Genomic DNA, 24,379 nt, shown 5'->3' on the forward strand with positions numbered 1-24,379 from the left:
AATTATGCCTTAGTTGGGTCGGTGAGATGGAAGCGCTGTGCTGCCTCGGCGGCAACAGAACGATCAACCTTGCCTTCTTTAGCGAGTGCGTTGAGGGTAGCCACAACAACAGACTCTGCGTCGATGTTGAAGAAACGACGGGCCGCTGGACGGGTATCGGAGAAGCCAAAACCGTCTGCACCCAACGTGGTGTAGTGGCCTGGGACAAAGCTGCGGATCTGCTCTTGGAGATCCGTGGCAAAGTCGGAGACTGCTATGTAAGGGCCGTTGCCCTTCTTCAGCTGAGTCGTAGCAAAGGCCTCGCCTGGGTCTGTCTCTGGATGGCGCAGAGCCTGACGGTTCTTTTCCTGTCCCTCTCGTGCTAACTCAACCCAAGAGGTGACGGAGAAGATATTTGCGCCGATGTTGAATTCATCGCGCAGGATATCCCGAGCACGTAGTGCCTGTTGCATTCCGATACCGGAGGCAAGCAAGGAAACCTCGTGCTCGCCACCCTGAGCCTTCTCATAAAGATAGATACCCTTGTGGAGGCCCTCTACATCGAGATCCTCAGGCTCTGCGGGCTGAGAGATAGGCTCGTTGTAGATGGTCAGGTAGTACATGATGTTTTCGCCGCGGCCTGGGCCGTACATGCGGTCGATGCCCTCGCGCAGCAGATGCGCGATCTCGTAGGAGAATGCAGGGTCATAGGAGACCACGCTGGGGTTGGTCGACGCGATGATCTGGGAATGCCCATCCATGTGCTGGAGGCCTTCACCCGTGAGTGTGGTGCGGCCAGCGGTGGCGCCGAGGATAAATCCGCGAGCCATCTGGTCGCCTGCAGCCCAGAAGGAATCACCAGTGCGCTGGAAGCCGAACATCGAGTAGAAGATGTACAGCGGAATCATGACCTGACCATGGGTGGCATAAGAGGTCGCCGTTGCGATAAACGCTGCGGTAGAGCCCGCCTCGTTGATGCCTTCGTGCAGAATTTGCCCGTCTGATGCCTCGCGATAAGAGAGCATGAGGTCATGGTCAACTGGCACGTAGTTCTGGCCATGAGGATTGTAAATCTTCATGGTGGGGAACCAGGAGTCCATACCAAAGGTACGAGCCTCATCAGGAATAATCGGGACGATGCGCTTTCCTAGCTCAGGATCACGCATAAGTTCCTTGAATGCACGGACCACAGCCATAGTGGTGGCCACCTGCTGCTTGCCGGAACCCTTACGCAAGCTGCGAAGCTTGTCTAGTGGTGGGACCTCCACAGGGGTGTAGGACTCACGACGCTCAGGAACAAAGCCCCCAAGCTTCTTGCGCTGCTCGAGCATGTACTTGATTTCCGGAGCATCCTCACCGGGGTGGTAGTACGGCGGGAGGTATGGATCCTTTTCCAACTGCTCGTCGGTGATAGGAACGCCTTGCTTATCGCGGAACTTCTTCAAGTCGTCGAGGGTGAGCTTCTTCATCTGGTGGGTCGCGTTGCGGCCCTCGAAGTTGTGTCCAAGACCATAGCCCTTAATCGTGTGGGCGAGGATCACCGTAGGACGATCCTTGGTCTCCATTGCTCGCTTATAAGCGGCATAAATCTTGCGGTAATCGTGGCCGCCGCGGCGGAGATTCCAGATTTCCTCGTCTGTCCAGTCTTCAACAAGCTTGGCAGTACGTGGGTCACGGTTGAAGAAGTGCTCGCGGACGTATGCGCCGTCGTTAGCCTTGAAGGTCTGGAAATCGCCGTCGGAGGTAGTGTTCATCAGATCGACGAGGGCACCCTCTTTGTCAGCCTCGAAAAGCTGATCCCATTCGCGACCCCAGACAACCTTGATCACTGACCAGCCAGCGCCGCGGAAGAAGGACTCAAGCTCCTGGATGATCTTGGTGTTACCACGGACGGGGCCGTCGAGACGCTGCAGGTTGCAGTTGATAACAAAGGTGAGGTTATCCAGGTTGTTCAGCGCGGCCATCTGGATGAGGCCACGAGACTCTGGCTCGTCCATCTCACCGTCGCCGAGGAAGGCCCAGACGTGTTGTTCAGAAGTGTCCTTGATGCCACGGTTATGCAAGTAGCGGTTGAAGCGCGCTTGATAGATGGCATCCATGGGGCCGAGGCCCATCGACACGGTGGGGAACTCCCAGAAGTCTTTCATCCCGTGTGGGTGGGGGTAGGAAGGCAGTCCCCCCTGTGGGCGAGAGACTTCCTGGCGGAAGCCGTCAAGATCGTCTTCTGTGAGGCGACCTTCCATGAATGCGCGGGCGTAGACACCCGGTGACGCATGGCCCTGGAAGAAAATATGGTCTCCTCCGCCGGGGTGATCCTTGCCACGGAAGAAGTGGTTCATACCGACTTCATAGAGCGGTGCAGCGCCTGCATAGGTGGAAATATGTCCGCCTACGCCGATCCCTGGACGCTGTGCGCGGTGCACCATGATCGCAGCGTTCCATCGGATCCAACGACGGTAGCGTTTCTCGATTTCCTCATCGCCTGGGAATTCTGGTTCCATGGTGGTGGGAATCGTATTGACGTAATCCGTCGAGGTCATTGGGGGTAAAGGAACGCGGCGAGCAGATGCTCGCTCAAGTAAACGGAGCATTAGGAAGCGGGCACGCTCGAGGCTGGATCCTTCCAGCATCCCATCGAGGGATTCGAGCCACTCGCGGGTTTCCTCGGGATCCGAGTCGTTGAGATAAGAAGCCACGCCATCGCGAATCAACGCGAAGTTAGTGTCCTCAGGACGCTTCCCAATGGTTGGGTCAGGCATTCGCCACCTCCAAGTAGAGAGAAATCTGTCGACGCGTGGGTCATGCATCGACACACGGTTCGATCTACAGGATACGTGTTAGGGGGGTATTACTGCGCACTGATCAAGTTTTTCCTGAAAACCAGCATGAAAAGAAGAGAAAATGAACGTATGGCTGTAGAGTTTATTGTCGATGAACGCTCAAGATTTCAAGGAGAAGAATTCTGAGGCCGTAGGCGTAAACCACGCTCTCCGCCTTGGTGTCACCGCCGGCATGACAGTGCAAGAAGTCGGCTGGGACGAAGACTGCGATAGCTCCATAAGTGAAGCACTAGAAGATATTATCGGCGAGGAGCTTCTCGACGAAGACACGGACGAAGCATGCGACGTTGTCTTGTTGTGGTGGCGCGAAGACGACGGAGACTTGGTCGATGGACTAGTCGATGCCGTGCGACCTCTCGCTGAAAACGGCCGAATTTGGTTGCTTAGCCCGGGGGCCGGTAAAACCGGTGCGCTTGATCCGGGTGAGATTTCCGAGTCTGCTCAGCTGGCAGGTCTCGTGCAAACAAAAGCCGAAAGACTTGGTTCCTGGCAAGGCTCTTGCTTGGTACAAAGGGGCAATAAGCAGTGACTTTGCATTACTAGTACTTCTTTGTGTTAATATTCTTTCCGATGCCTCAGCAGGTCTGATGTATCGGAAGTATGCGCCTTTAGCTCAGCTGGAAGAGCAGCTGGTTTACACCCAGCAGGTCGGCGGTTCGATCCCGTCAGGGCGCACAAAGATAAGCGGCGGCTCCTTAAAAATAGGAGTCGCCGCTTATGTATTTATGGTCATCGTTGAAGCGCCATTTGGCAGTTTCACCCCTTTTCGATTGAAAAAAGGGAGAGAGCACTAACATGCCCGATCTAGTCCCATATCCCAAGCAGTATCCCCAAAAATCACTTGCGTGGGGAGTAATCGCCGGAGTTGCCCTCGACAGGCTGCTGGGGGACCCCGGCGGCAGGTGGCACCCCGTGGCGATTTTTGGCCGTTATGCTCAGTACACAGAAAAACGGTTGTATCGCCCCAACAAGAAGTCTGGCGCTGTTTTTGTTGCCGTTACCGTCCTTCCTCCAGTCATCCTTAGCTCTTGGGTGGCGCGACGCGCGCCCCGGCTTATGCTTGCCGCTTCTCTTTTTGGAGCATTGGGGGGAACTACCTTGGAGAAAACCGGCATGCGGATGGCTCGAGCACTGGCTCAAGGTGATATCTCCACGGCCCGTTCCCTCGTACCATGGCTGTGTTCTCGAGACCCGGATCAGCTTGATAAACAAGGGATTGCGCGTGCAACAGTGGAATCGCTGGCGGAAAACACCTCGGATGCCACCATTGCACCTTTGTTCTGGTCTATTTTTGGTGCTCCGGCAGTAGTGGGGCATCGGTGTGTGAACACTCTGGATGCGATGGTTGGGTATAAAAACGAGCGTTATAGCGAGTTCGGCTGGGCTGCAGCGAAGCTTGACGACGCCCTCGCGTATGTTCCTGCACGAGTTACCGCCGTGGCGCATGTGGTTGCCGCAGCGATGAGGGGGCGTGGACGTGATGCATTGCGAGCTTGGCGTGAGGATGCTCCCCAGCACCCTAGCCCGAATGCGGGGCCTGTAGAAGCAACGGCGGCAGCCGCTATGGGGGTACAACTCGGAGGCGCTACCCAGTACCCTCACGGCATAGAAATGCGCCCGGTGTTAGGCACTGGTCCAGCTCCTAGCGTAGAGACGATTACAACCGCTGTATCACTGTCGCGGTGGACTCAGATACTGGTGGCCTTGGCCGTGGTAGCCCTCCAACAAGTGGCATCACGAGCGCGGGTACAACGAGGCCGTTATTTAAATGATTAAACGCGAAAAATGATTCTAGAAGTTATCTCGACGGTGATCGCGTTTCCGTGGGGCAGTAGTCCGGGTGCTGCCATACCTACTGCGCATAGTCGCAGCGACGCGATCTGTCTTTGTCTCAGACTCTTGGATAACGCTAGTGGTAGCACCTACGTTGTCTTCCTTAGCAGCGTCTGAAGCAGAGCCTTGCATTTGAGCCTCTTCTTCCTTGGCTCGGCGGCGCTCTTTGATCTCAGCCCAAATAAAGTAGATCAATGCTAGCGGGGCCATGATGCCAAAAGCGATCCACTGGAATCCGTAGGACAAGTGATTGCCGCGATCGAGCTTAGGGATTGGCATGGCGTGGACTTCACCGGGTTGGTCGCTTGCTAGTTGGAGATAATCAACCCCTAAGGTGGCGTGGATAAGCGTACTGATTTGCTCTGTGCTTATTCCGTTCACCTGCGTGTAGCCATCTGCTGTGAGCGGTGGCGTCGCGGGGATTCCCTCGTTATGGCGCGCATGGCCCACGATGGTCACCTTCCCGGAGGGGGCCTTGTCTAAGCGTGGAGGTTTTCCGGCCTCAAGCGGAATAAAGCCTCTGTTAACCAGTAGCGTTTGGCCGTTTTCGGATTGAAAAGGAACAAGCGACTGATAAGCGGGTGCGCCATCAACAGGGCGCAATCGTAATAGGACTTCTTTATCCGGGAGATAGTGTCCCGTTAATGTGGCGCGCATCCACTCGTTATCGCCCTTGATATTGCCCGAGCCATCAAAAAGATCAGTGATGGGGGAAGGATCGTTTTCAAAGGCCTGCTCAATATGGTTATTGCGGGCAACGATGTCATGATCTTTGTTTAATTGCCAAGGGGAGAGCACAGTGATGGCAAAGTAAGAAAACGCAATTGCTAAGACTGCGGTGATCACCCAGCCAGGTTTGAGAAAAATCCGCCACCCAGATGCTCGCCTTGTAGACCTAAACACGGTTGATCACCTTTTCTCCTGGAGTTTGTGTTTGATCCACTCTAGGAGCTGCGGCATCGCAGACTCAATCTGTACGCGGGCAGTCTCAAAATCTTGGGCATCGCCGTAGTAAGGATCCTCTACATCAAAAGTGTGCGCCGCGGGATCGAAGGTACGTAGCAGTCGGATTTTATCGGGATCGAATCCATAGCGAAGCAGCGCATTGCGGTGCCCGGTATCGAGCGCAATAAATAAGTCTGCATCTTCGTGTTTTTCCCCGAGCTGTGCCGCCCTGTGGCTTTCGCCATCGTAACCAGCACGGCGGAGTTCTGTCAGTGCGCGTTTGTCTGCTTTTTGCCCGATATGCCACCCTCCCGTGCCACATGAGCTTACTGTGACGTATGGTGCCAATCCTTCGTCTTCTATGACACTGCGCAAGATCACGTCTCCCATCGGTGAGCGGCAGATATTACCGGTGCACACAAACACAATGTGAAGGGAACTATGGGGGTGGAGGTCAGAAGAAGTCACGGACAATTCCTTTCAAATCCGCCATATCAGAGGCATAAAAGTGTGCGGTTTCCCATTCGCTCGGGTTGCCATGACCCCAGCCGACCAGAGCCGTTGGTATCCCGTACTCGCGGGCTCCCTCGACGTCATGGAAGCGGTCTCCGATCATGAGGATATCTGAATGCGTATTTTCTATGTTCATGGATCGCAGAGCATGGGCAATAACTTGTGCTTTTGTCTTTCTCCCCTGTGCAGCATCCGCACCAGCGATGACGTCAAAGTACTGAGCCGCCCCTAGCTCTGATAAAACTTTATGCGCTAGGCTTTCAGACTTGCTTGTTGCCGTGCAGATGCGGAGACCTTGTGACTTCCATTCGGGTAGAGCTTCGGCCCAACCGGCAAAGAGCTCGCAATCACGCCAGCCACCGCCATCGTAGTGGTGTCGGAAAGCTTTGAGGGCTGCAGATGTTGTGTCCGGGGGCAGCCCTAAGGACCACATGGTCTCATCCATAGGCGGTCCGGGGATACGGTGAAGCCAATCTTCGTCAGGAACAGGATGCCCAATATGGTTCATCGACTCAATGAAGCTTGTTCGAATACCGGGATAGGAGCGAACGATAGTGCCATCAAGGTCAATCAGAAGAGTGCTCATACTTTGTAGTTTCCCACTAAACTCGGATCAGTGTTACCCCGTTCTCCCCATGCCTTAGCTACGCCTGCCGCTCAGCAGGAATCAAGCGCTCACGCTGTCCCACCATTATCGCGGCTTCATGGTGATATTGATGCACGTGGTGCGCGGCTGGATTTTGCCGTTAACGTTGCAGAACCAACTCCACCGGAATGGCTTGTGGCGGATCTGACCGCTGAGCTTTCTCATCTTGCCGGATATCCCCATGCTGAGCAGGATGCGGCTGCGCGACAGAAGATAGCTCAATATCATGGAATTTCCCCTGATCACGTTCTTATTCTGTGTGGCGCTTCTGAAGGCTTTTCCATGCTGCCTAAGCTCAACCCCGCTAAGGCAGCACTCATCCACCCGAGCTTCAGCGAACCAGACCTTGTGCTTTTTCATGCCGGGGTGGAAATCCAGCGCATCGTTCTTCCCGAGCCCTTCACTTTGGACAATGTCTTTTCCTCAGAAACGACGGGGACTACAGAACCAGACATGGTGGTAATAGGCAACCCCACCAATCCCACGGGAGTGCTCCATAGTTGTGAACAGCTCGGTGAGCTTAGATCTCACGGGCGATATCTGGTTGTGGATGAGGCATTCATGGACATCGTGGGAGAAACGGAGTCGATGATAGGAGCAGGAAAAGCGGGGGATCCTCATTCTGGTTTTGATGACGTAATAGTACTAAGGAGTCTTACCAAGACATGGTCAATCGCTGGATTGCGGGTGGGCTATCTGGTGGCAAGCCCCGCGGTGATTCACAAGCTCACTCAAGGAAGAGCCCATTGGCCGGTGGGAAGTCTGGCTTTTCGGGCTATTCAGTCCATCATGACTACAGGGGCTGAGCAGCTTGAGGCATTGAGAACCGCTGTAACCCGGCATAGAGAAGACATGGTTGAGCAGCTGGAACAAGCGGGTTTTCGCTTGGTAGTTCCGTCGGCAGCCCCTTTTATTCTTGTCCAACCACCAGAAGAGATGCGGGGGGATGCTGAACATATGCGTAGGCAGCTGTTGAGCCACGGTATCGCGGTGAGGCGTTGCGACACTTTCCCTGGCCTAGATTCAAGCTATTGGCGCTTAGCAGTGCGATCCCGCGAGTACGTTAGTGAGTTGGTAACAAAGCTACAGCAGATTGGAGTAGACCCGAAGTGACGCAGAATATCCAGACCACAGTTGCAGGTGTGCGTTCTGTCATGGATAAGGCGTACCCGCCGTATCTTGCAGAAAAATGGGATGCAGTAGGTCTTATTTGTGGCGATCCTCAGCAAAAGGTACACAAAATCGTCTTAGCACTTGACTGCACACAAGAAGTCGCGGAGGCTGCAGTTCAAGCAGAAGCCGACATGCTCATAGTCCATCACCCGCTGCTGCTACGTGGCGTGACTTCCGTGGCCGCTGATACCCCTAAGGGAAAAGTACTACACACCTTGATCCGTGGAGGAGTGGCACTTTTCGCAGCTCACACTAATGCGGATTCTGCGCGACCTGGCGTAAATGACAAACTCGCTGAGCTTGTTGGCATCGTTCCGGGCCGCCCCGTGCAACCCAAACCACAGGGAATGGACAAATGGGGAGTACAGGTGCCCGCGGAGGCCGTAGAAGCCGTCAAGAGTTCGATTTTCCATGCAGGCGCGGGGAATATCGGGAAATACTCGGAATGTAGTTTTGATATCACAGGAACAGGTCAATTCCTTCCTCAACATGACGCCACTCCTTACAGCGGAGTCCCCGGAGATCTCCACAAGGGACCTGAGACAAGAGTGGAATTTGTTGCACCGCGCGCTGTGCGTAGTGCGATTATGACGGCACTGCGTGATTCTCATCCCTATGAGGAACCGGCTTTTGACGTTATAAGTATGGAAGACACACAGGATCTCTCTCAAGCGCAGGGACTCGGCAGGATAGGCACACTGCCAGAACCCATATCTTTTGCCGATTTTGTTCAACAAGTAGCTGATGCGCTGCCAGAAACAAGCTGGGGAGTGCGTGCCGCAGGAGACCCCGAAGCACTGGTACAGACGATCGCTGTGTCATCTGGTGCAGGGGACTCCTTCCTTGACGACGTAGCGCGGTTAGGCGTCGACGTGTACGTAACCTCTGATTTACGCCATCACCCCGCCGATGAGTCGCGCCGTGCTGGGGGCCCATTTCTTGTAGACACAGCACATTGGGCTAGCGAATATCCGTGGACAACGCAGGCATCAGAGATTCTCAAGCGCGAGTTGCCGGGCGTTGAGGTGGATATTTTGCCCATCAGAACCGATCCGTGGACGCTGTCGGCGCACCCGCAGCCAGTGCTTCCGTAATCGGTCGAGGAAAAGGCATTATAAGGTGGGCGTCGAGAAGCTTAAAGCGATGTCGTGGTCGTTTCTTCCTTTGTTCGGAAAAGGTTAAGATCAAAAGCTTGCTTGAGCTCGTTGCTGTCGGGCGCGCAGATCGTGATAACTGGACAAAGACTACATAAACCTGAAGGTAAGGACTCTGATGAAGCTTGATCGTAAATTACAACCTCTGCTGCTGGAGCTGTCCACTATCACTCGTGCGGCATCCACGAATGTGGCGCCAAAAGTAAGTGAAGAGCAAGAAGAACTCGATCGTTTGATCAGCGAGCAGTCTGGTAACCGTGAAGCCGCTGCTGCCGCCCAGATGGCTGTCGACGACATGGAGTTGGAGATTCGCCGTATTCAGGAAGACGAGCGCAAACTACGTCGCCGTGAACAAGACGGTAAACGACAGCTCACCGCAGAGATCGACATCGAGCGGCGGCGCGATATTCAGCACGACATATATTCCGCCAAGTCTCGCATCGCCGACCTTATGGGCGAGCTGCAAGAGGCTCATAATGAGATCCATGCGCTGCGCAATAACCTTGAAGTGAACCAGGCGCGAGTCGTGGACACCGATACCAAGATTGAGGCGGCGCGCAGAGCCTTGGATGCTCTTCCCGTAGATGCCACCGCTGCAACTCAAGCAGAAAGAATCACTCAGCTGAGAGACCTACTGCCGGAAGAAATTATTGTGGAGTTTGATTCGCAGCGTGAGATTAATGACGTAGGAGTGGCTGCTTTTAACGGACGCAGCTGCGGCGGATGCTTTATTATCCTTCCACCAGCGGACATCTCCATGATCCGTAATGCTCCTATGAACGTCCTTCCTCAGTGCCCCGATTGCGGAAGCTACCTTGTGAGGCAGGCCAGCTGATGAAGGTCATTATTGAAGCAGACGGAGGCTCTCGCGGAAACCCAGGTGTTGCGGGGTCTGGGACCGTGCTTTTTGACGCAACCCATACCGAAATTCTGCGTCGATTGGCTTATGTCGTGGGCACTGCGACCAACAATGTTGCGGAATATCATGCCCTCCTGAACGGGCTGACTGCTGCTCGGGAGCTTGGAGCCACAGAAGTGGATGTTCTCATGGACTCTAAACTTGTGGTGGAACAGATGTCGGGACGCTGGAAAATCAAACACCCCGACATGAAACAGCTCGCTCTTTCTTGTCAACACATAGCTTCAGGATTTGCGTCTATTACGTACACGTGGATTCCCCGTAATCAGAATGCGCGGGCAGATGAGCTGGCCAACAAGGCTATGGATGCTTTGGCCAAGGGGGCGCAACCGGGATTTTTGGAGCTAGGAGACCAGCCTCAATCCGCAGCAACTAGCACCGATCCTGCAGAAGAAAAAGATAAGTGTGCTGGAGACCGGCACGCTACTGCACCAAAAACGTGGAACGGGGCTACTACAGAAGCCACCCGATTCCTTTTGTTACGCCATGGACAAACCCCGATGTCTGCGGCTCGCCAATACAGCGGACTCAGCAACCCAAGCCTCTCTGACTTAGGGCGATATCAAGCAGAGTGCGCTGCCCAATACTTCGCTTCCCGTGGGGGAATTGACGTGATTGTGGCATCTCCGCTCAAGCGTTGCCAGGAAACGGCGGCGGCAGTTGCACGATCTCTCAGGATGAGTGATATCCGGACGGTGGATGAGCTGAGAGAAATGGATTTTGGGCAATGGGATGGTCTGACTTTTAGCCAAGCCCATGAGTCCGACCCGGAGCTGCATCAGCAATGGCTTGCGGACCCCAAGATTGCTCCCCCCGGCGGAGAATCACTTGTGCAGGCTCATCGGAGGATCAAAAAGGCCAGGGAAGAGCTACAGCGTGAATATGGGGAGTCGACCGTCCTCGTGGTCAGCCATGTAACCCCAATTAAGTCCATCGTGCGTCAGGCTCTTGATGCTCCAGCTGGGATGTTCCATCGTATGCACCTTGATTTAGCGTCTTTGTCCATCGCGGAGTTTTACTCAGACGGCCCCACGTGTGTTCGCCTGGTCAATGACACGTCTTATCTACGCTAAATTCAGGTACTAATCCTGCAGAATTAGCAGCTTGGGGAGCATAGTAGTAGAGTCACAACAGCGAATGAGCCGACTGGGCGATCGCGACTCCAGGTACCGCCGCATTCCTAGCGTGTTGGCCTGAGGTCGAGGAAAGTCCGGACTCCACAGAGCACGGTGATTGTTAACAACAACCCAGGGTGACCTGCGGGCAAGTGCAACAGAAAGTAGACCGCCTAGATTTTTCTGGGTAAGGGTGAAACGGTGCGGTAAGAGCGCACCAGCAGACTAGGTGACTAGCCTGGCTGGGTAAACCCCACTGGGAGCAAGGCATTAGGGCGTATTCTTTGAGTATGCCTGCACGGATGTTTGAGAGCTGCTCGCTTGAGTCCGTGGGTAGCTGCTTGAGGCGGCCAGCGATGGTACGTCCAGATGGATGATCGCCATCCTTTTTTTTAAAAAGGGGATACAGAATCCGGCTTATAGGTTGGCTCATTCGCCACATATTCTTTTTCTCAAGAGGTCTGTTGAGGTCTGTTTAGGAGTTGAACAGGCGGAGTCTCCAAGAGTATGCCATGATCAGAAAGTATGAAGCTCTACGCTGCATTTCTTGATTTCGGTGCGATCGCGGATGAATTTGGAGTGACCACGCGTTTTCCTAAAGAAGTGGAAGACCAGGCGCTGCAGCTTGTCGACGCCCTCCCGGACCGCCGAATAGATCGGCGCGATATTGAGTTAGTAACGGTTGACCCGCCTGGGTCGCAGGACCTCGATCAAGCAGTATGCATTGAGAAGACACCTGAGGGGTTTCGTGTCTTTTACGCAATCGCCGACGTCGCCGCCTTTCTTAACTATGGGGAGCACAATCTCGTAGCGCAGGAGTCTTTGCGCAGAGGGCAAACAATTTATCTCCCGGATGAGCCGGCGCGATTGCACCCGGCCGTCCTGTCTGAGGGGGCCGCTAGTTTATTGCCCAAAGCGGAACGGCCAGCTGTGCTGTGGACCATTGACATCGACCCAGCAGGAGAAGTCATTGATTTTAGGATCGATAGGGCGTTAATTTGTAGCCGCGCTCGATTTGACTATAAACAAGTCCAACAAGATCATGCGGATGGCTCATTACACCCTTCACTTCTTTATCTATTTGAGGTCGGGCGGTTACGCCGAGGCAGTAAGCTGCGGTCCACCGCAATTAATTTGCGTATACCGAGCCAAAGCGTAGAAAAAGAACCGGACGGGGAGATGCACCTCGTGATTGAGCCTCGATATGAGTCTATGGATGCTAATTCAGAGATTTCTTTACTGGCCGGGATGTGTGCCGGAAACTTGATGGCTCAGCATGGCGTAGGCGTATTACGCGCTCTTGCACCCGCCAAGAAAAGTGCTCTAGAGGCTTTTGCACAAGAAGCAACAGTGCTGGGTTTCCCCGCAGACATAGACCTTGACAGTATTTCTCTGGAGGAACCGCGGTCGATGGTGCTTATGAGAGCCGCGCAGAAGTTATTGAGAGGCGCCGAATACCGGGTCCTGGGAGAAGACACCGCCGAAGTCCACGCAGGAGTGGGCGGTTATTATTCTCATGTCACCGCGCCGCTGAGGCGTCTCATAGACCGATACGCCACAGAAATATGCTTGTCTTTGTACCACGACCAGCCGATTCCTGCTTGGGTGACGGAAACGCTCCCCGAGGCAGTAGCTGCGATGAAGCACAGTAGCGCCACGGCTAGTGCAGTGGATAAGGCATGCCTTGACCTCACAGAAGCCACAGTGCTTTCTCCTTGGGTCGGACATAATTTCAAAGCTGTGGTTCTAAGCAATAATGAGGCGGGCGCGAGCTCTAGGATCTTTGTAGAAGATCCGCCCGTTATCGCAGAATGCTTGGGTCTGCCAGCTGTTGGGGAGCAAACAACTGTAACGCTGATCAGCACCGATGTGGAGAAACGCGAGATACGTTTCGCTTGGCCTGCGGACTAAGACACTGAGGTTGCCGGGTGGCCGTTGAGAAGCTCCACAACAATAAGGCCGTCCGCAGCGGCATCAGCAGCAAAGTTTTCTACGTGAGAACGCTCAACTAGTGCAATGACCGCATCTGATAAACCGGCTGCGGCGCTGCGGGCGCTAAGAGCACCCCGGACCATACACAGTTGGGCTAGCGCAGAGTCCGCTCCCGTGATGCTATAGAGCTTTTCTGTGTTCGTTTGCGAGGCACCCAGTAATGGGAACATGTCGGTGTGCCTTCGGGAACGAACTGCCTGTGTCAGCTCTAGCGCTGCTGCGGTTTCCGTAGTCAAAAACTCTAGCCACTGGGTTGCCTCAGACAGAGAAGGGACGTTGTCAGGTCCCTTAATCTCATGCACAGCGCGCAGCCAGTCGATCACCCGGCTTTCCGAGTCCGGGAGCATTCTCAAACTCTCCGCTGCGAAAGCTTTGGTTGCCTCAGCGATAAACCGCTCTCGACGCAACACTTCTTGGGTGCGGTCTGCATGATTGGGAGGAACTACAACCAATGCGACAGTGTCAGTGGGGTCGCCTACTGGATGCGCGGCTTGCGTGATCGAACCATCGGCATAATCGATGATGTTGAGTTGCCCGGCGGCCCCTCGCAAAGCAGTGGTAAAGCGCGCCCGTAATACCGGGCGGTCACCCATGGCTATAGCAGCTTGGAAGCAGACCTCGGCAAACTTTGCGCGCACAGGAGCAGAATCAATATCTTCATAGTTGCCGGCTAGAGACAGTGCAGCAGCCACCAGCATTGCCTCATTCTCGCCCAAGCCCGCACAAGGTGGAATCTGACTGATCACCGTGACATCAAAGCCGCGTGAATCCCGGCTGAGCATTTGGCGATGCACCATGGTGTAAACCAGAACCGCAAGCCGCGAAGCCTCCGTATTTTCCGGTGCCTCCGCAAAAACCTGTGCGTCAGGGTCATCCGTGGAACTAAGAGAAGACTGCCAATGCGCCACCGCATCGAGTGAGACCGTGGTGGGAGGTAATTCCGATAGCTCGCCGGCGTGTGTGAGTTGGTAGGAGGTCACGTTTACGTGATCATCCCCCCGTGGGGAAATTGAAACGGCAGTGCGCAAGTCCGACAAACTTGTTAAGACCACACCTCCAGCATGATCTGTGTGATCGCCTATCAAGGACCATGTTGCCGGCGCTGATGCTGCAGAAATCAGGCCAGATTCGCATCCGACACGGCTAGAATGCAGCTGCATTGCATGGTCGACAACGTTGACCTCTGGATGGGGCCACACTGGCATACGGAGCTCCTCTACGTGAAAACGATCGACGGCGCGGTGATGTGCGCGACGCTTCATTTACTTTAGTGGTTTTACAAAAGTTAGGAGGCTACCGTGGCTCATCCCTGCACAAGCACGTTGCAGATCTTTAATACCGTGGACACCACCACTGTGTTAGTGGCATTCTGGCAGCATAGCCTTGCTCTAGAAAGAGTGGTTCAAAACCTGATAAAAGGAGTTTTAGTATGCACCATGAAGATGAAAAGTGGTTCTACAACCAAGCCACTGGGCAAGTGGAGCAGGGGAAAACCTCAAGTTTTGAGAACCGGATGGGGCCCTATGCCACGAAGGAAGAAGCAGAGCACGCTCTGGATAAAGTAAAAGAGCGCAATGAGGCCGCGGATGCCGCCGATGAGAAGTGGGAGGATTAATCCTTTGTGACAGGAAAGAGGCGGTCTGTATAAGGGCCGCCTCTGAGTGTTATAAACCGAAGTGCCTAGTTGCGCTTCCGTGATTTTTTCGCTGCTTTCTTTTGCGCCTTTTTGTGGAACTTTTCTACGTTTTTAGAGAACTTTCGGTAGGCCTTGGTCACCTTGTAAAAGGCCTCTGAGTAGTCGTCGAGGGCACTCAAAGCATTCTGATGTTCTTGTTGGTGCAAGACACCATATCCAAAGGTTGGGTTTCCCTTGCGCTCTGCACGCAGTGCTTTTTCATATAAGCGATCTCGGGAAGTAACTGCATCTTGAAAATCGCCGAGCACCGTCTGGAGATGTTTACATGCAGCATACAATTTATCGGTGTTTAAGGAAGTAGAGTCGCCAACAGCCTCGGCGGAGTAACGGAGTTTTTTAGCTGCTTTGCGGACATTGTGAAAATTGGCTTCTCGACGCTCCAACGAAATCGCGGGATCGTGCTGTTCTTGGCGCGCTTTCCGGTCCTGTGCATATAAACGTTGCATAGTTTTTTCTAGATGATGGAAAAGAATGGCCTCAGAATGGGACTCGTCCGGGGTTTCTTGTCCAAAGGTTGTGTCCTCTCTGAGAACCGGAGGCTCAGCTAAGAGAGAATCTAGAGAATCTAGAAAGTCAAGATAGCGTTGGTGGTTAAGCGTAGAAACAACTCTGCGGTGAGCTAGTAAATAATCGCGTTGGATATCTTTTAGCAAGAATTCTGAGGTTGTGGAGTCCACTAGACGATCACTGTTGAGGCTAAGAAGCTTTTCAAACCTAGCTGCTATCACCTCGGCGTCCCGGGCTGAGCCAAGGATGCGCCCAAAAATCTTGAGGTCTTTTTCCATCTGTTTGTATTCTTTTCCCCCAAGCAGGCCATCAAATGTCTTCATATGGCTACGTAATTCGCGTGTAGCCACACGCATTTGATGAATAGAATCGGGCGCATCTTGTCTGACCAATGGATCTAAAGCTACGAGTCTGTCGCGGTTACGTTTTAATGCAGCTACTAGTGCATATTCAGGAGACTTTGGGTCGAGCTCTGCCATCTGCGGGGGAGATGGAACGTTATTGACGGAATCACCTAGAGCTTGTGCAATCTTGGAAGAAGATCGCGCCGTATGTGCTCCTTGTTCAACCAGCACAGTTTCTGCAGAATCGATGAGCTCTGTCCCTAGGCCTTGGTCTTGGGCATAAGCAGTTATCTCTATTTCCCACTCCCGCCACCGTGACTCTGATCCGCCAGGCAAATATGACCAGGCGTGCACATGATCGTCACAAAATTCTGCAAGATATTCCCCCTTGTCGTCTGTTAACAGCGACTCGTGCCGTTCATTGTCAATTCTGGCGATGGGAGCGAGGGGTTGGCTTCGAGTGATGGAACGGACAAAAGCGAGTAGATCTTCAGGAATACAAGGGGCTTCTACTGAATCGTCGCCAAGCGGGACATGCGTTTCTACTCGTCCCTCAGGGGTGGAGATTTTAAGATGCCATCCAGCGTCTTTTCCTCCTGTTCTACGCCTTAACGCGATTTTTGCGCGGGACAGCCTGAGGTCAGGGGTATCAAAATACAGTGCGGACAATGAGTGAACTGTTGTCTCAGCAACGTGAGATACATAAGCGATGTCTACGAGCTGCGGTACAGGTTGGTCGTCTGCTACTGAAAATTTTCTTTCTACCTCAAGCTGTTGCGTTATTCCCATGCTTTGAGTTCTACCAGTTCTGTTCAAGAGTGTCAGGATATTTTGAGACAAAGTACATCGCGGTATGTGATCTGAGGAGAAGCACTCACTCGTCTTGTAGTCCGGTGGTGCACGCTAGACAGTCACACCAGATGAGGGCGTCGGCAAGGCATACAATCTCTGCCGCCATGCGTCCGTCTTTGTTTCCTACTGAATCACGTGTGATGGATTTATGAGGAAGGGCGAACGCGTAAAAGTCTTCTAGGGCTCTGGAAAAAACGGGATCATGGCTAATCCAATTCCAGATGGATAGTCGGCAACGTAATTGATCAGGAGCCAAGGGGAGAGAAATTCTCTGATGGATTCCTAAAGCAAAGGCAGTATAAAAACTTTGGACGTAGGCCTGATTGCTAGTGGGTGGTTCAAACCGACGTAACAACCGGCGACCTTTGTCACAGAGCACGGTGAATGCCTCGATTGTGCGAAAGACCTGTGATGCTGTTCCGAAGACGGAAACTATTCCTTGCGGGTGTATAAGGGCACAACAACAGCCATAACTGAGCGTAAGTACCTGCAGTAACGTAAAACTATCCGATGTATGTGGGCGGGGGAGGTGGATACGACGTATGGCAAGAGCGTCTTCTTGGGAAATCCCCGAATATGCATCAGATGTGCGGCGAAAAAAGATAGGTAGTGCGGGGCTTTTACCTGAGTATTCATATCGTTGATTACTAGTGCATTGCAGTAGTGATAAATCTGCTGCGTAAGGGAGGACATCTAAAAAATTGCGGATGTGATGCAGCGTATGCGGAAGAACTTCGGTTGGGGTTAGGTCGTTTGTGAGGCTATATCCTAACCATGCCCTGTAAACCGGAGGTGGCGCTGAGGCAACAATGGTGTGCAACCGGGCTTTGTACAGGGAAATATAGGGGCGCAGTTGTGTGAAGCTCGGGCAAAGAAACTCCATATTTTCCGGTGTATACCCTTTAATCGCTGCGTCCGTCATGATTGCAGTAACGTCTCGATCTAAAACAAAACTCTTCCGTGGCATGATCAGTCCTCTTTTGAATCGAATGTATTGGCGATTTTTATTGGATCATAGGGATATGACACTCCTACCCCTGTTTTCTCCCCCAAGGATTGATACAGGTCTAGTTCGGTGTTCCAGGGGGAGGACTTTTTCCCCCGATGTTGAATGCAGAAAGTATCGTGAGAGCTATGAACTCACAGCAAGAATTTGTCCTACGCACAATTGAAGAGCGAGAGATTAAATTTGTGCGTCTTTGGTTTACGGATATTTTGGGATATCTGAAATCAGTTGCAGTGGCGCCTGCAGAACTCGAAGGTGCTTTTGAAGAAGGTATTGGCTTTGATGGTTCTGCGATTGAAGGATTTTCTCGGGTTTCAGAAGCAGATACGATTGCTATGCCGGATCCCTCTACCTTTCAACTACTACCTTTTGATAGCGATGATACGGATTCGTGTACCGCCCGGATGTTCTGCGATATTTTAAGTCCTGATGGGAAGCCTTCTTATTCAGATCCTCGACAGGTGCTAAGAAAGCAGCTTCAGCGTGCATCTGATGAAGGCTTTACATGCATGGTGTCGCCCGAAATCGAGTTTTATCTAGTACAGAGCCTTCGGACTGATGGGCTTCCTCCTATACCTACAGACAACGGCAGCTACTTTGATCAAGCTAGTCAAAACGATGCTCCCTTGTTTAGGCGCCAGGCCATGGTGGCTTTGGAAGCTATGGGCATACCTGTGGAATTTTCGCATCATGAGACCGGGCCGGGGCAACAAGAAATAGACCTACGCCATGCTGATGCCCTCACCATGGCAGATTCCATTATGACGTTCAGGTATGTGATGAAGCGCGTCGCGATACACAACGATATTGGCGCGACCTTTATGCCTAAACCTTTTAGGGATCACGCGGGGTCTGCGATGCATACCCACATGTCACTTTTTGAGGGCGATATCAATGCCTTCCACGATCCGGATGATGAATACGGATTGTCTCGTACGGCTAAACAATTTATCGCGGGTATTTTGCGCCACGCTAATGAGATTTCCGCCATTACAAATCAGTGGACTAACTCTTATAAACGGATCCTTTTTGGCAATGAGGCACCGACTGCGGCGACGTGGGGAGCTTCTAATCGCTCAGCATTGGTAAGGGTTCCTACGTACCGGTTAGCCAAAGCCGATTCGCGCAGAGTAGAGGTGCGTTCTCCAGATTCCGCATGCAACCCGTACTTAGCATTAGCAGTCTTGATCGGTGCAGGGTTGAAAGGAATCACAGAGGGCTACGAGATACCCGATGCTGCGGAGGAAGATATCGCGCGTTTGACGCGTCGGGAGCGCTTAGCCATGGGATACGTGGACTTGCCGACGAGCCTGGATCAAGCTTTAAGGGAGATGGAGCATTCGGAGCTGGTGGCGGACATATTGGGTGAGCATGTCTTTGAATATTTCTTACGTAATAAATGGCGTGAATGGCATGACTATCAGCAACAAATTACGGCATGGGAACTGCGTACCAATCTAGAAAACTAATCACTGCGGGGATCCTTCCGTAGCTTTAAGACATAGCTACGGGAAAGTGATTGTGCTGCATATCAAGGAAGAAGAATGGGGCAATGACTACTCCTGCTGCAAGAAATTTGGTGCCATCGCTTAGTTCTTTGGGACTTAACGGAAGAAACGCCAAATCTGATCTTGAATCCTTAGGCTGGCTGCAGCCGGATTCCGTTGATGTGTTGTGGTCATTGGCGGGAGCGGCAGACCCGGACTTAGCCTTAAATACTCTGATGCGGATAGCGGACTCTTTAGAAGAATCTGCACGGGCCGATTTTTTGCTTGAATTGCGTCAAAATTTGGTTTTTAGGGTTCGGCTTTTTTCCTTGATAGGGGCATCCACAGCTCTCGGCGACCATCTCGTGGCCTGTAAAGATCAATGGCGCGCATTGCAATGGGGTTTCCCCACACGTCAAGAAATGATGCGGGGCATGTTGTCTGCTGTTGCAGCGCAACCAGCGGTGTTTAGTTCGGAATCGAAAGATACTGAGGGATCCAGCGATGATCCTGATCGTGAATTTTCTTTTGGCACAGACTTTTCAGAACCTGACACCGCGGAAGAATCGTTAGAGACTCCCGGTACTTACATTGCCGGAATTTCTGGGCCGGAGGCAGAGAAAGAACTGAAGAAGGCTTATCGAACTTTTCTCCTTAGAATTGCTGCGAGCGATCTGGCTGGTAGCTATCCCAAAGATTCTCGGCGTCTAGGGCAACCTGAAGTTCCGTTTGAAGTTGTCACACAAGCCCTAGCGGATTTGGCCGATGCTGGTCTTAGCGCAGCCCTTGCCGTGGCAGCCCGCAATGTGTACGGAGAAGATTTAATAGACACCCATCTCGCCGTCATAGTGATGGGGAAGTGCGGTGCTCAGGAACTGAATTACATCTCGGATGTTGACGTTATTTTTGTGGCAGAACCAGTAACGCCGCGAGCACAACGACTAGCGGGGGAATTCATTCGGATCGGATCTTCTACCTTTTTTGAGGTAGACGCGGCACTGCGGCCCGAGGGGAAGCACGGGGCATTGGTTCGGACTCTTGATTCACATGTCACGTATTACAAGCGTTGGGCGCACACCTGGGAATTCCAGGCGTTACTCAAACATCGGCCAATGACTGGGTACATTCCTCTAGCCACTCGCTATAGTCGAATGTTGTCTCCGATGATTTGGGCTGCTAGTCAGCGAGAATCTTTTGTCACTGATGTGCAAAGTATGCGTCGGCGGGTACTGGAGAACGTTCCGGAAAAGCTCAAAAATCGTGAGTTAAAGCTCGGACCTGGTGGTCTGAGGGACGTGGAATTTGCTGTCCAATTGCTACAGCTTGTTCACGGTAGGTCAGATGAGTCTTTACGCGTCTTATCCACTATTCAGGCCCTAGAAGCTCTCGTTGAGGGAGGGTATGTTGGGCGGGATGATGGTGCGGAACTTATCGAGTCTTATGAATTTTTGCGGTTGTTAGAACACCGGTTGCAACTACAAAAACTCAAAAGAACCCACACTATGCCGGACCCTCATAAGGAGAAGGTGCTGCGTTGGTTAGCGCGCTCATCAGGGTTTAGAAGCTCCTATGATGCGGATGAAACCCAGATTATGATGCAGCAATTAAAAAAAGTTCGCCTACAGATTTCTAGTTTGCATCGGAAATTATTTTATCGGCCGCTTCTCAATTCTGTGGTCAATATCTCTGTTGGTGCGCTTAAACTCACGCCAGAAGCCGCTAAGCTTCAGCTAGCCGCTTTGGGATATAAATTCCCAGATAGAGCGTTTGATCATTTGCACGCGCTTGCTGCTAAGGCAGGAAGGAAAGCAAAGATTCAAGCGATGCTGCTTCCCACGCATATGGAGTGGTTAGCGCAGACTGCTGATCCTGATGCGGGGCTTCTGAATTATCGGAAGTTATCAGATGCTGCTAACGATCGCTCCTGGTTTTTGAGAATGCTGCGTGATGAGGGGATCGTAGGACAGCGGTTGATGAAGATCTTGGGTAATTCTCCGTATACTGCCGACCTCATCATCTCTTCACCCGATCTGGTTAAACAATTGGCGGATGGAGCAGGCGGACCCAAATTATTAGATACAACTACAGATCGTCTAGCACGTTCTCTGGTAGCGGCATCGGTGCGACAAGAAAACCCAGGGAAGGCGATCGCAGTAGCTCGGTCGCTGCGACGTGCCGAGCTTGCACGCATTGCTAGCGCTGATTTATTGGGGATGATGGATGTCAAAGAGGTCTGTCAGAGTTTATCGTCGGTGTGGGATGCCGTTTTAGAAGCCGCGCTTTGTTCTGAGATAGCAGCCACTATGGCTGAGGCAGAGAACAAGATGCCGCCGGCAACAATTGCCGTTATCGGTATGGGGCGTCTTGGCGGGGCAGAGCTAGGCTATGGCTCAGACGCTGATGTGCTGTTTGTCTGCGACCCCGCTGAGGGCGTGGACGAAAATGAAGCCGTGCGATGGGCGATCACGGTGTGTGATCGGATGCGTACACGATTAGCTAAACCCAGCGGGGACCCACCGCTGGAAGTGGACTTGGGACTGCGGCCTGAGGGGCGTTCCGGAGCCGTTGTGCGCACTTTGGATTCTTATGCGCGGTATTACGCACAGTGGGGAGAAGTTTGGGAGACACAGGCTTTGCTGCGTGCCGAGTGGGTTGCTGGTGATGAAGAACTTGGAAAGCGGTTCCTTACTATGATCGAGGGGATTCGATATCCTCAGGCGGGGGTCTCAGACAAAGCGATCAGAGAGGTTCGCCGGATGAAAGCTCGGGTGGATGAGGAGCGTTTGCCACGGGGAGCTGATCGAAATACCCATACCAAACTGGGTCGTGGTGCACTTACAGATATTGAATGGACTGTGCAGCTGTTAACGCTGATGCATGCACATCAGTATCAGGACCTGCATACTCCTTCAACCTTGCATGCTTTAGATGCTTTACAGAAACACTCGATAATCTCTCCTGAGAAAGTAGAGATCTTGCGTACTGCGTGGTTGATAGCAACTCAGGCGCGGAATGCGATTGTGCTTGTGAAGGGTAAGCGTGCCGATCAATTGCCTCAGCCTGGTCCTCAGTTGGCGGCAATCGCAGGTGCTGCCGGATGGGATCCTAATGACAACCAGGAGTTCCTTGATAACTATCTCAAAGTAACTCGTCGTGCTCGCGCTGTGGTTGATGAGGTTTTTTGGGGAGAAATCAGCCCTGGATATAACTGAAATTGTCGGCTTATGCTTGCATGCGGGGGCAGTGTCGGTCGGCTACGAAAGTGAGTAGAGAATCAACCAGACGGTTGATGTAAGGCGACCCTTTCCTAAATAACCTGGTTCTAGTTATCACAAGAGAGCACTAGAGAAGGGCTATTTATAATGACAACCGCAACTAAAGGACTGGCTGCTGAGCTTAAGGAATCGACTGCTAAGGCGCACTCCGATGCGGAGCATTCCTCTTTTATGAGTGACCTAATCGAGGGGCGTCTGGATGCTGAGGCTTTTATCCGACTACAGGAACAAGCATGGCTTATTTATAACGCTCTTGAGGAAGCCGCTGACGTGGTACGAGCGGAAGGGTTTGCCACCGATATCCTAGATCCGCAGCTCAATCGCTCAGAGATCCTGGCCCAGGATATTAATAATTTCCATGGGGACGATCAGTGGCAGAATGACCTCATTGCGTCGCCAGCTGTTCGTGATTACGTCACTCGGCTTAATCAGATCCGCGATGAGGCTAACGGTCCTGCTCTTGTCGCGCATCACTATGTGCGCTACCTAGGCGATCTCTCCGGTGGCCAGATTATCGCTCGGATGATGGGACGCCATTACGGAGTGGAAGAGGAATCGCTACAGTTCTATTCCTTCAAGGGGATCGACAAGCTCAAGGTTTATAAAGACAACTACCGCAAGAATCTGGATGACCTCCTGTTGTCTGCTGATGAAGTCGACCAGATGCTTGAAGAGGCCAGCGCTGCTTTCACCTACAACCAACGCGTTTTTGCGGAGCTTGCTTAGAAAGATCGGGGTTTTCCCCGATGCGTGAGGCGCTCGTGGCTGGATAGGGTGGGATGCAACCATAAGACGATGAAGTAAGGAGCGTCGCCATGTCTATTGTTTTGAGCCTCGATCTTGATGGTGCCACGGTTGGAGACCTGCAAACTTTTGTCCGCGCAATCGAATCCACGGGGGCTAAAAGTCGCACGGCGGTTTCCCTTGAAGGCACCGTACTTAAAGTTCATGCAGATACTCAGGCCGGGCCTTTAAATCCCACCAGGGAAGCGCCGTACGCAGACGCGAAGCAGTTTGGGGACCAAGCGTTGAATTCGCTTATCGACGCCCTCATCTCGCGTCGCGGTAACCACTAGAAGCGTTGCAAAGCTCTACGGGTGCGGGATGCGCATACGCAGAACGTCGTCAAGCTAGATGCCCAGTTGCGATGACGTTGTAATTGAGGTCAGTGTTTCCATCAACAGAACACGCAATGAGCACGATGCGTCCGGGAATGGAGGTGTCGACAAGCTCGGCATCATCAATGGCGTCGTATTTATCCACCAGGTAGGCGTTGTCTATCACCCAGCGTCGAGAATTCCCCTCGGCATCGGCCATCGTGACCACGTCTCCATTAAGAACATCCGTTTGATACCGCGTGACCATGCTGCCAGATTCGCCGCGAACGGTGGTGGGGCGGTTGAAGTCTACGTGATGAGTGACAATCTCAGAGATGGGGTTAAACACAAGCCGTTGTTGGCCCCACGCATGGCCTAACACATAGGTTGTCCCGTGCTCTGCTGTAGCGGGGGACTGGCCCCAGCCATCGACCCAGCGCACCATGGTCGCTTGGGGTCCTGCCGGGTTAAGCGGCAGTTCATAGGGCATAGAATCGTAGGTTGCGCCGGTGATGTTGGCGGTACCAGTCATGGTGAAAGATCCGAGACTTGTGGGAGGAGGGCCAGCATTGACGTTTGCCTCGGGCCTTAAAGCATGGGATGTTGAGTTTTCGTTTTTCTCCGGATCCTCGTCTTCTACGCCTTCTGATTGACTTGATGCGGCTTCTGGTTGATTCGTTGTAGATTCTGGGCTGGATGCATTCTGCGAGGAGTCTGAGTCTCTTAAGCTCGTCCCCAACATCCATACTGCCAATATGGCCACCAGAACCACCGCCATGCACACAGAGAAGACAATGAGGAAGCGTTTTTTCAAGTCTTTAGGTTCCACGGAAGCCCTATCAGGTGTGTCTTTTTACGTCAGTGAATTTTATTATTCACCACGATCAGGATAATCGATCTGCATGGGATCCCGCGCCACTACGAAAAGAGGCGCACGCATCTAACGGACCCCAGACTATGCAGCATAAGGTTTGATGCAATTGGTGGGGGTAGCGGTAGAAAATAT

The 24,379-nt window shown here is 52.7% G+C and carries 20 protein-coding genes, 1 tRNA gene and 1 other RNA gene; 14 read left to right on the top strand and 8 right to left on the bottom strand.

What is annotated here, in order from left to right; all coding sequences use genetic code 11:
• Positions 1-2: 2 nt before the first annotated feature.
• On the bottom strand, positions 3-2,738 hold the full coding sequence (gene aceE / locus CpATCC19410_RS05675; protein ID WP_014300842.1) for a pyruvate dehydrogenase (acetyl-transferring), homodimeric type: 2,736 nt from the start codon (positions 2,736-2,738) through the stop codon (positions 3-5).
• 172 nt (positions 2,739-2,910) lie between these two features.
• On the opposite strand from aceE, the gene CpATCC19410_RS05680 reads away from it, so the two are divergent.
• From CpATCC19410_RS05680 to cbiB, 3 genes are all read left to right on the top strand, one after another.
• The gene (locus CpATCC19410_RS05680; RefSeq protein ID WP_013242359.1) at positions 2,911-3,348 is read left to right on the top strand and encodes a DUF3052 domain-containing protein; all 438 of its coding nucleotides are present in this window, start codon (positions 2,911-2,913) and stop codon (positions 3,346-3,348) included.
• A gap of 73 nt (positions 3,349-3,421) precedes the next feature.
• A tRNA-Val gene (locus CpATCC19410_RS05685) sits at positions 3,422-3,494 on the top strand.
• Between the two features lie 120 nt (positions 3,495-3,614).
• Complete coding sequence (gene cbiB / locus CpATCC19410_RS05690; protein ID WP_013242358.1) at positions 3,615-4,595, top strand: adenosylcobinamide-phosphate synthase CbiB; 981 nt, start codon at positions 3,615-3,617, stop codon at positions 4,593-4,595.
• A 15-nt stretch (positions 4,596-4,610) separates the two neighbouring features.
• On the opposite strand, the gene CpATCC19410_RS05695 is transcribed toward cbiB, so the two are convergent.
• From CpATCC19410_RS05695 to CpATCC19410_RS05705, 3 genes are read right to left on the bottom strand one after another with little or no spacing between them, the layout of a single operon-like run.
• Positions 4,611-5,555: an SURF1 family cytochrome oxidase biogenesis protein gene (locus tag CpATCC19410_RS05695; RefSeq protein WP_013242357.1), complete on the bottom strand. Its 945-nt coding sequence runs from the start codon at positions 5,553-5,555 to the stop codon at positions 4,611-4,613.
• A 6-nt stretch (positions 5,556-5,561) separates the two neighbouring features.
• Positions 5,562-6,065, bottom strand: a complete 504-nt coding sequence (locus tag CpATCC19410_RS05700) for a low molecular weight protein-tyrosine-phosphatase (protein WP_440132327.1) — start codon at positions 6,063-6,065, stop codon at positions 5,562-5,564.
• Positions 6,052-6,696 (bottom strand): HAD-IA family hydrolase, encoded by a 645-nt coding sequence (locus CpATCC19410_RS05705; RefSeq protein ID WP_013242355.1) that lies wholly within the window; start codon positions 6,694-6,696, stop codon positions 6,052-6,054. Before CpATCC19410_RS05705 ends, CpATCC19410_RS05700 begins: the two co-directional genes overlap by 14 nt.
• A gap of 30 nt (positions 6,697-6,726) precedes the next feature.
• Here CpATCC19410_RS05705 and cobC point away from each other — a divergent pair, with 30 nt between their 5' ends.
• From cobC to CpATCC19410_RS05735, 6 genes are all read left to right on the top strand, one after another.
• Entirely contained in the window at positions 6,727-7,869 is a 1,143-nt protein-coding gene (gene cobC / locus CpATCC19410_RS05710) for an Rv2231c family histidinol phosphate aminotransferase CobC (protein WP_014401299.1), read from the top strand.
• Positions 7,866-9,023, top strand: coding sequence for a Nif3-like dinuclear metal center hexameric protein (locus tag CpATCC19410_RS05715; RefSeq protein WP_013242353.1), 1,158 nt, complete (start codon positions 7,866-7,868; stop codon positions 9,021-9,023). The genes cobC and CpATCC19410_RS05715 overlap by 4 nt, the downstream gene beginning before the upstream one ends.
• Before the next feature lie 178 nt (positions 9,024-9,201).
• Positions 9,202-9,918, top strand: coding sequence for a zinc ribbon domain-containing protein (locus CpATCC19410_RS05720; RefSeq protein ID WP_013242352.1), 717 nt, complete (start codon positions 9,202-9,204; stop codon positions 9,916-9,918).
• Positions 9,918-11,075, top strand: coding sequence for a bifunctional RNase H/acid phosphatase (locus CpATCC19410_RS05725; protein WP_013242351.1), 1,158 nt, complete (start codon positions 9,918-9,920; stop codon positions 11,073-11,075). The genes CpATCC19410_RS05720 and CpATCC19410_RS05725 overlap by 1 nt, the downstream gene beginning before the upstream one ends.
• A 65-nt stretch (positions 11,076-11,140) precedes the next feature.
• Positions 11,141-11,553: RNase P RNA component class A (gene rnpB / locus CpATCC19410_RS05730), an RNA gene on the top strand.
• Between the two features lie 89 nt (positions 11,554-11,642).
• Complete coding sequence (locus CpATCC19410_RS05735; protein WP_013242349.1) at positions 11,643-13,028, top strand: RNB domain-containing ribonuclease; 1,386 nt, start codon at positions 11,643-11,645, stop codon at positions 13,026-13,028.
• Here the strand turns inward: CpATCC19410_RS05735 and CpATCC19410_RS05740 are convergent.
• Positions 13,025-14,314, bottom strand: a complete 1,290-nt coding sequence (locus CpATCC19410_RS05740; RefSeq protein ID WP_013242348.1) for a galactokinase family protein — start codon at positions 14,312-14,314, stop codon at positions 13,025-13,027. The genes CpATCC19410_RS05735 and CpATCC19410_RS05740 overlap by 4 nt on opposite strands.
• Before the next feature lie 224 nt (positions 14,315-14,538).
• Between CpATCC19410_RS05740 and CpATCC19410_RS05745 the strand changes: the two genes are divergently transcribed.
• A complete protein-coding gene (locus tag CpATCC19410_RS05745; RefSeq protein ID WP_013242347.1) occupies positions 14,539-14,724 on the top strand; it encodes a hypothetical protein in 186 nt (61 codons plus the stop codon).
• 65 nt (positions 14,725-14,789) lie between these two features.
• Here the strand turns inward: CpATCC19410_RS05745 and CpATCC19410_RS05750 are convergent, their stop codons facing one another.
• Complete coding sequence (locus CpATCC19410_RS05750; RefSeq protein WP_013242346.1) at positions 14,790-16,445, bottom strand: CYTH and CHAD domain-containing protein; 1,656 nt, start codon at positions 16,443-16,445, stop codon at positions 14,790-14,792.
• A gap of 85 nt (positions 16,446-16,530) precedes the next feature.
• On the bottom strand, positions 16,531-17,475 hold the full coding sequence (locus CpATCC19410_RS05755) for a hypothetical protein (RefSeq protein ID WP_013242345.1): 945 nt from the start codon (positions 17,473-17,475) through the stop codon (positions 16,531-16,533).
• A 167-nt stretch (positions 17,476-17,642) separates the two neighbouring features.
• On the opposite strand from CpATCC19410_RS05755, the gene CpATCC19410_RS05760 reads away from it, so the two are divergent.
• The 4 genes from CpATCC19410_RS05760 (at position 17,643) to CpATCC19410_RS05775 (ending at position 23,352) form a co-directional block, all read left to right on the top strand.
• The gene (locus CpATCC19410_RS05760; protein WP_014522447.1) at positions 17,643-18,983 is read left to right on the top strand and encodes a glutamine synthetase family protein; all 1,341 of its coding nucleotides are present in this window, start codon (positions 17,643-17,645) and stop codon (positions 18,981-18,983) included.
• A gap of 83 nt (positions 18,984-19,066) precedes the next feature.
• The gene (locus CpATCC19410_RS05765; protein WP_014522746.1) at positions 19,067-22,213 is read left to right on the top strand and encodes a bifunctional [glutamine synthetase] adenylyltransferase/[glutamine synthetase]-adenylyl-L-tyrosine phosphorylase; all 3,147 of its coding nucleotides are present in this window, start codon (positions 19,067-19,069) and stop codon (positions 22,211-22,213) included.
• A 150-nt stretch (positions 22,214-22,363) separates the two neighbouring features.
• On the top strand, positions 22,364-23,002 hold the full coding sequence (locus CpATCC19410_RS05770; protein ID WP_013242342.1) for a biliverdin-producing heme oxygenase: 639 nt from the start codon (positions 22,364-22,366) through the stop codon (positions 23,000-23,002).
• Positions 23,003-23,091: 89 nt separating this feature from the next.
• Complete coding sequence (locus tag CpATCC19410_RS05775) at positions 23,092-23,352, top strand: Cgl2226 family protein (protein WP_014300838.1); 261 nt, start codon at positions 23,092-23,094, stop codon at positions 23,350-23,352.
• A 49-nt stretch (positions 23,353-23,401) separates the two neighbouring features.
• Here the strand turns inward: CpATCC19410_RS05775 and CpATCC19410_RS05780 are convergent, their stop codons facing one another.
• A complete protein-coding gene (locus tag CpATCC19410_RS05780; RefSeq protein WP_013242340.1) occupies positions 23,402-24,202 on the bottom strand; it encodes a sortase family protein in 801 nt (266 codons plus the stop codon).
• Positions 24,203-24,379 lie beyond the last annotated feature (177 nt).

Origin of the sequence: Corynebacterium pseudotuberculosis, from assembly GCF_002155265.1 — a bacterium.
Classification (GTDB): domain Bacteria; phylum Actinomycetota; class Actinomycetes; order Mycobacteriales; family Mycobacteriaceae; genus Corynebacterium; species Corynebacterium pseudotuberculosis.

Excerpts from the sequence above, each read along its gene's own strand:
- aceE (WP_014300842.1), bottom strand. The coding sequence starts at position 2,738 with ATGCCTGACCCAACCATTGGGAAGCGTCCTGAGGACACTAACTTCGCG.
- CpATCC19410_RS05680 (WP_013242359.1), top strand. The coding sequence starts at position 2,911 with ATGAACGCTCAAGATTTCAAGGAGAAGAATTCTGAGGCCGTAGGCGTA.
- cbiB (WP_013242358.1), top strand. The coding sequence starts at position 3,615 with ATGCCCGATCTAGTCCCATATCCCAAGCAGTATCCCCAAAAATCACTT.
- CpATCC19410_RS05705 (WP_013242355.1), bottom strand. The coding sequence starts at position 6,696 with ATGAGCACTCTTCTGATTGACCTTGATGGCACTATCGTTCGCTCCTAT.
- CpATCC19410_RS05720 (WP_013242352.1), top strand. The coding sequence starts at position 9,202 with ATGAAGCTTGATCGTAAATTACAACCTCTGCTGCTGGAGCTGTCCACT.
- CpATCC19410_RS05725 (WP_013242351.1), top strand. The coding sequence starts at position 9,918 with ATGAAGGTCATTATTGAAGCAGACGGAGGCTCTCGCGGAAACCCAGGT.
- CpATCC19410_RS05735 (WP_013242349.1), top strand. The coding sequence starts at position 11,643 with ATGAAGCTCTACGCTGCATTTCTTGATTTCGGTGCGATCGCGGATGAA.
- CpATCC19410_RS05740 (WP_013242348.1), bottom strand. The coding sequence starts at position 14,314 with ATGCCAGTGTGGCCCCATCCAGAGGTCAACGTTGTCGACCATGCAATG.
- CpATCC19410_RS05745 (WP_013242347.1), top strand. The coding sequence starts at position 14,539 with ATGCACCATGAAGATGAAAAGTGGTTCTACAACCAAGCCACTGGGCAA.
- CpATCC19410_RS05750 (WP_013242346.1), bottom strand. The coding sequence starts at position 16,445 with ATGGGAATAACGCAACAGCTTGAGGTAGAAAGAAAATTTTCAGTAGCA.
- CpATCC19410_RS05755 (WP_013242345.1), bottom strand. The coding sequence starts at position 17,475 with ATGCCACGGAAGAGTTTTGTTTTAGATCGAGACGTTACTGCAATCATG.
- CpATCC19410_RS05760 (WP_014522447.1), top strand. The coding sequence starts at position 17,643 with ATGAACTCACAGCAAGAATTTGTCCTACGCACAATTGAAGAGCGAGAG.
- CpATCC19410_RS05765 (WP_014522746.1), top strand. The coding sequence starts at position 19,067 with ATGACTACTCCTGCTGCAAGAAATTTGGTGCCATCGCTTAGTTCTTTG.
- CpATCC19410_RS05770 (WP_013242342.1), top strand. The coding sequence starts at position 22,364 with ATGACAACCGCAACTAAAGGACTGGCTGCTGAGCTTAAGGAATCGACT.
- CpATCC19410_RS05775 (WP_014300838.1), top strand. The coding sequence starts at position 23,092 with ATGTCTATTGTTTTGAGCCTCGATCTTGATGGTGCCACGGTTGGAGAC.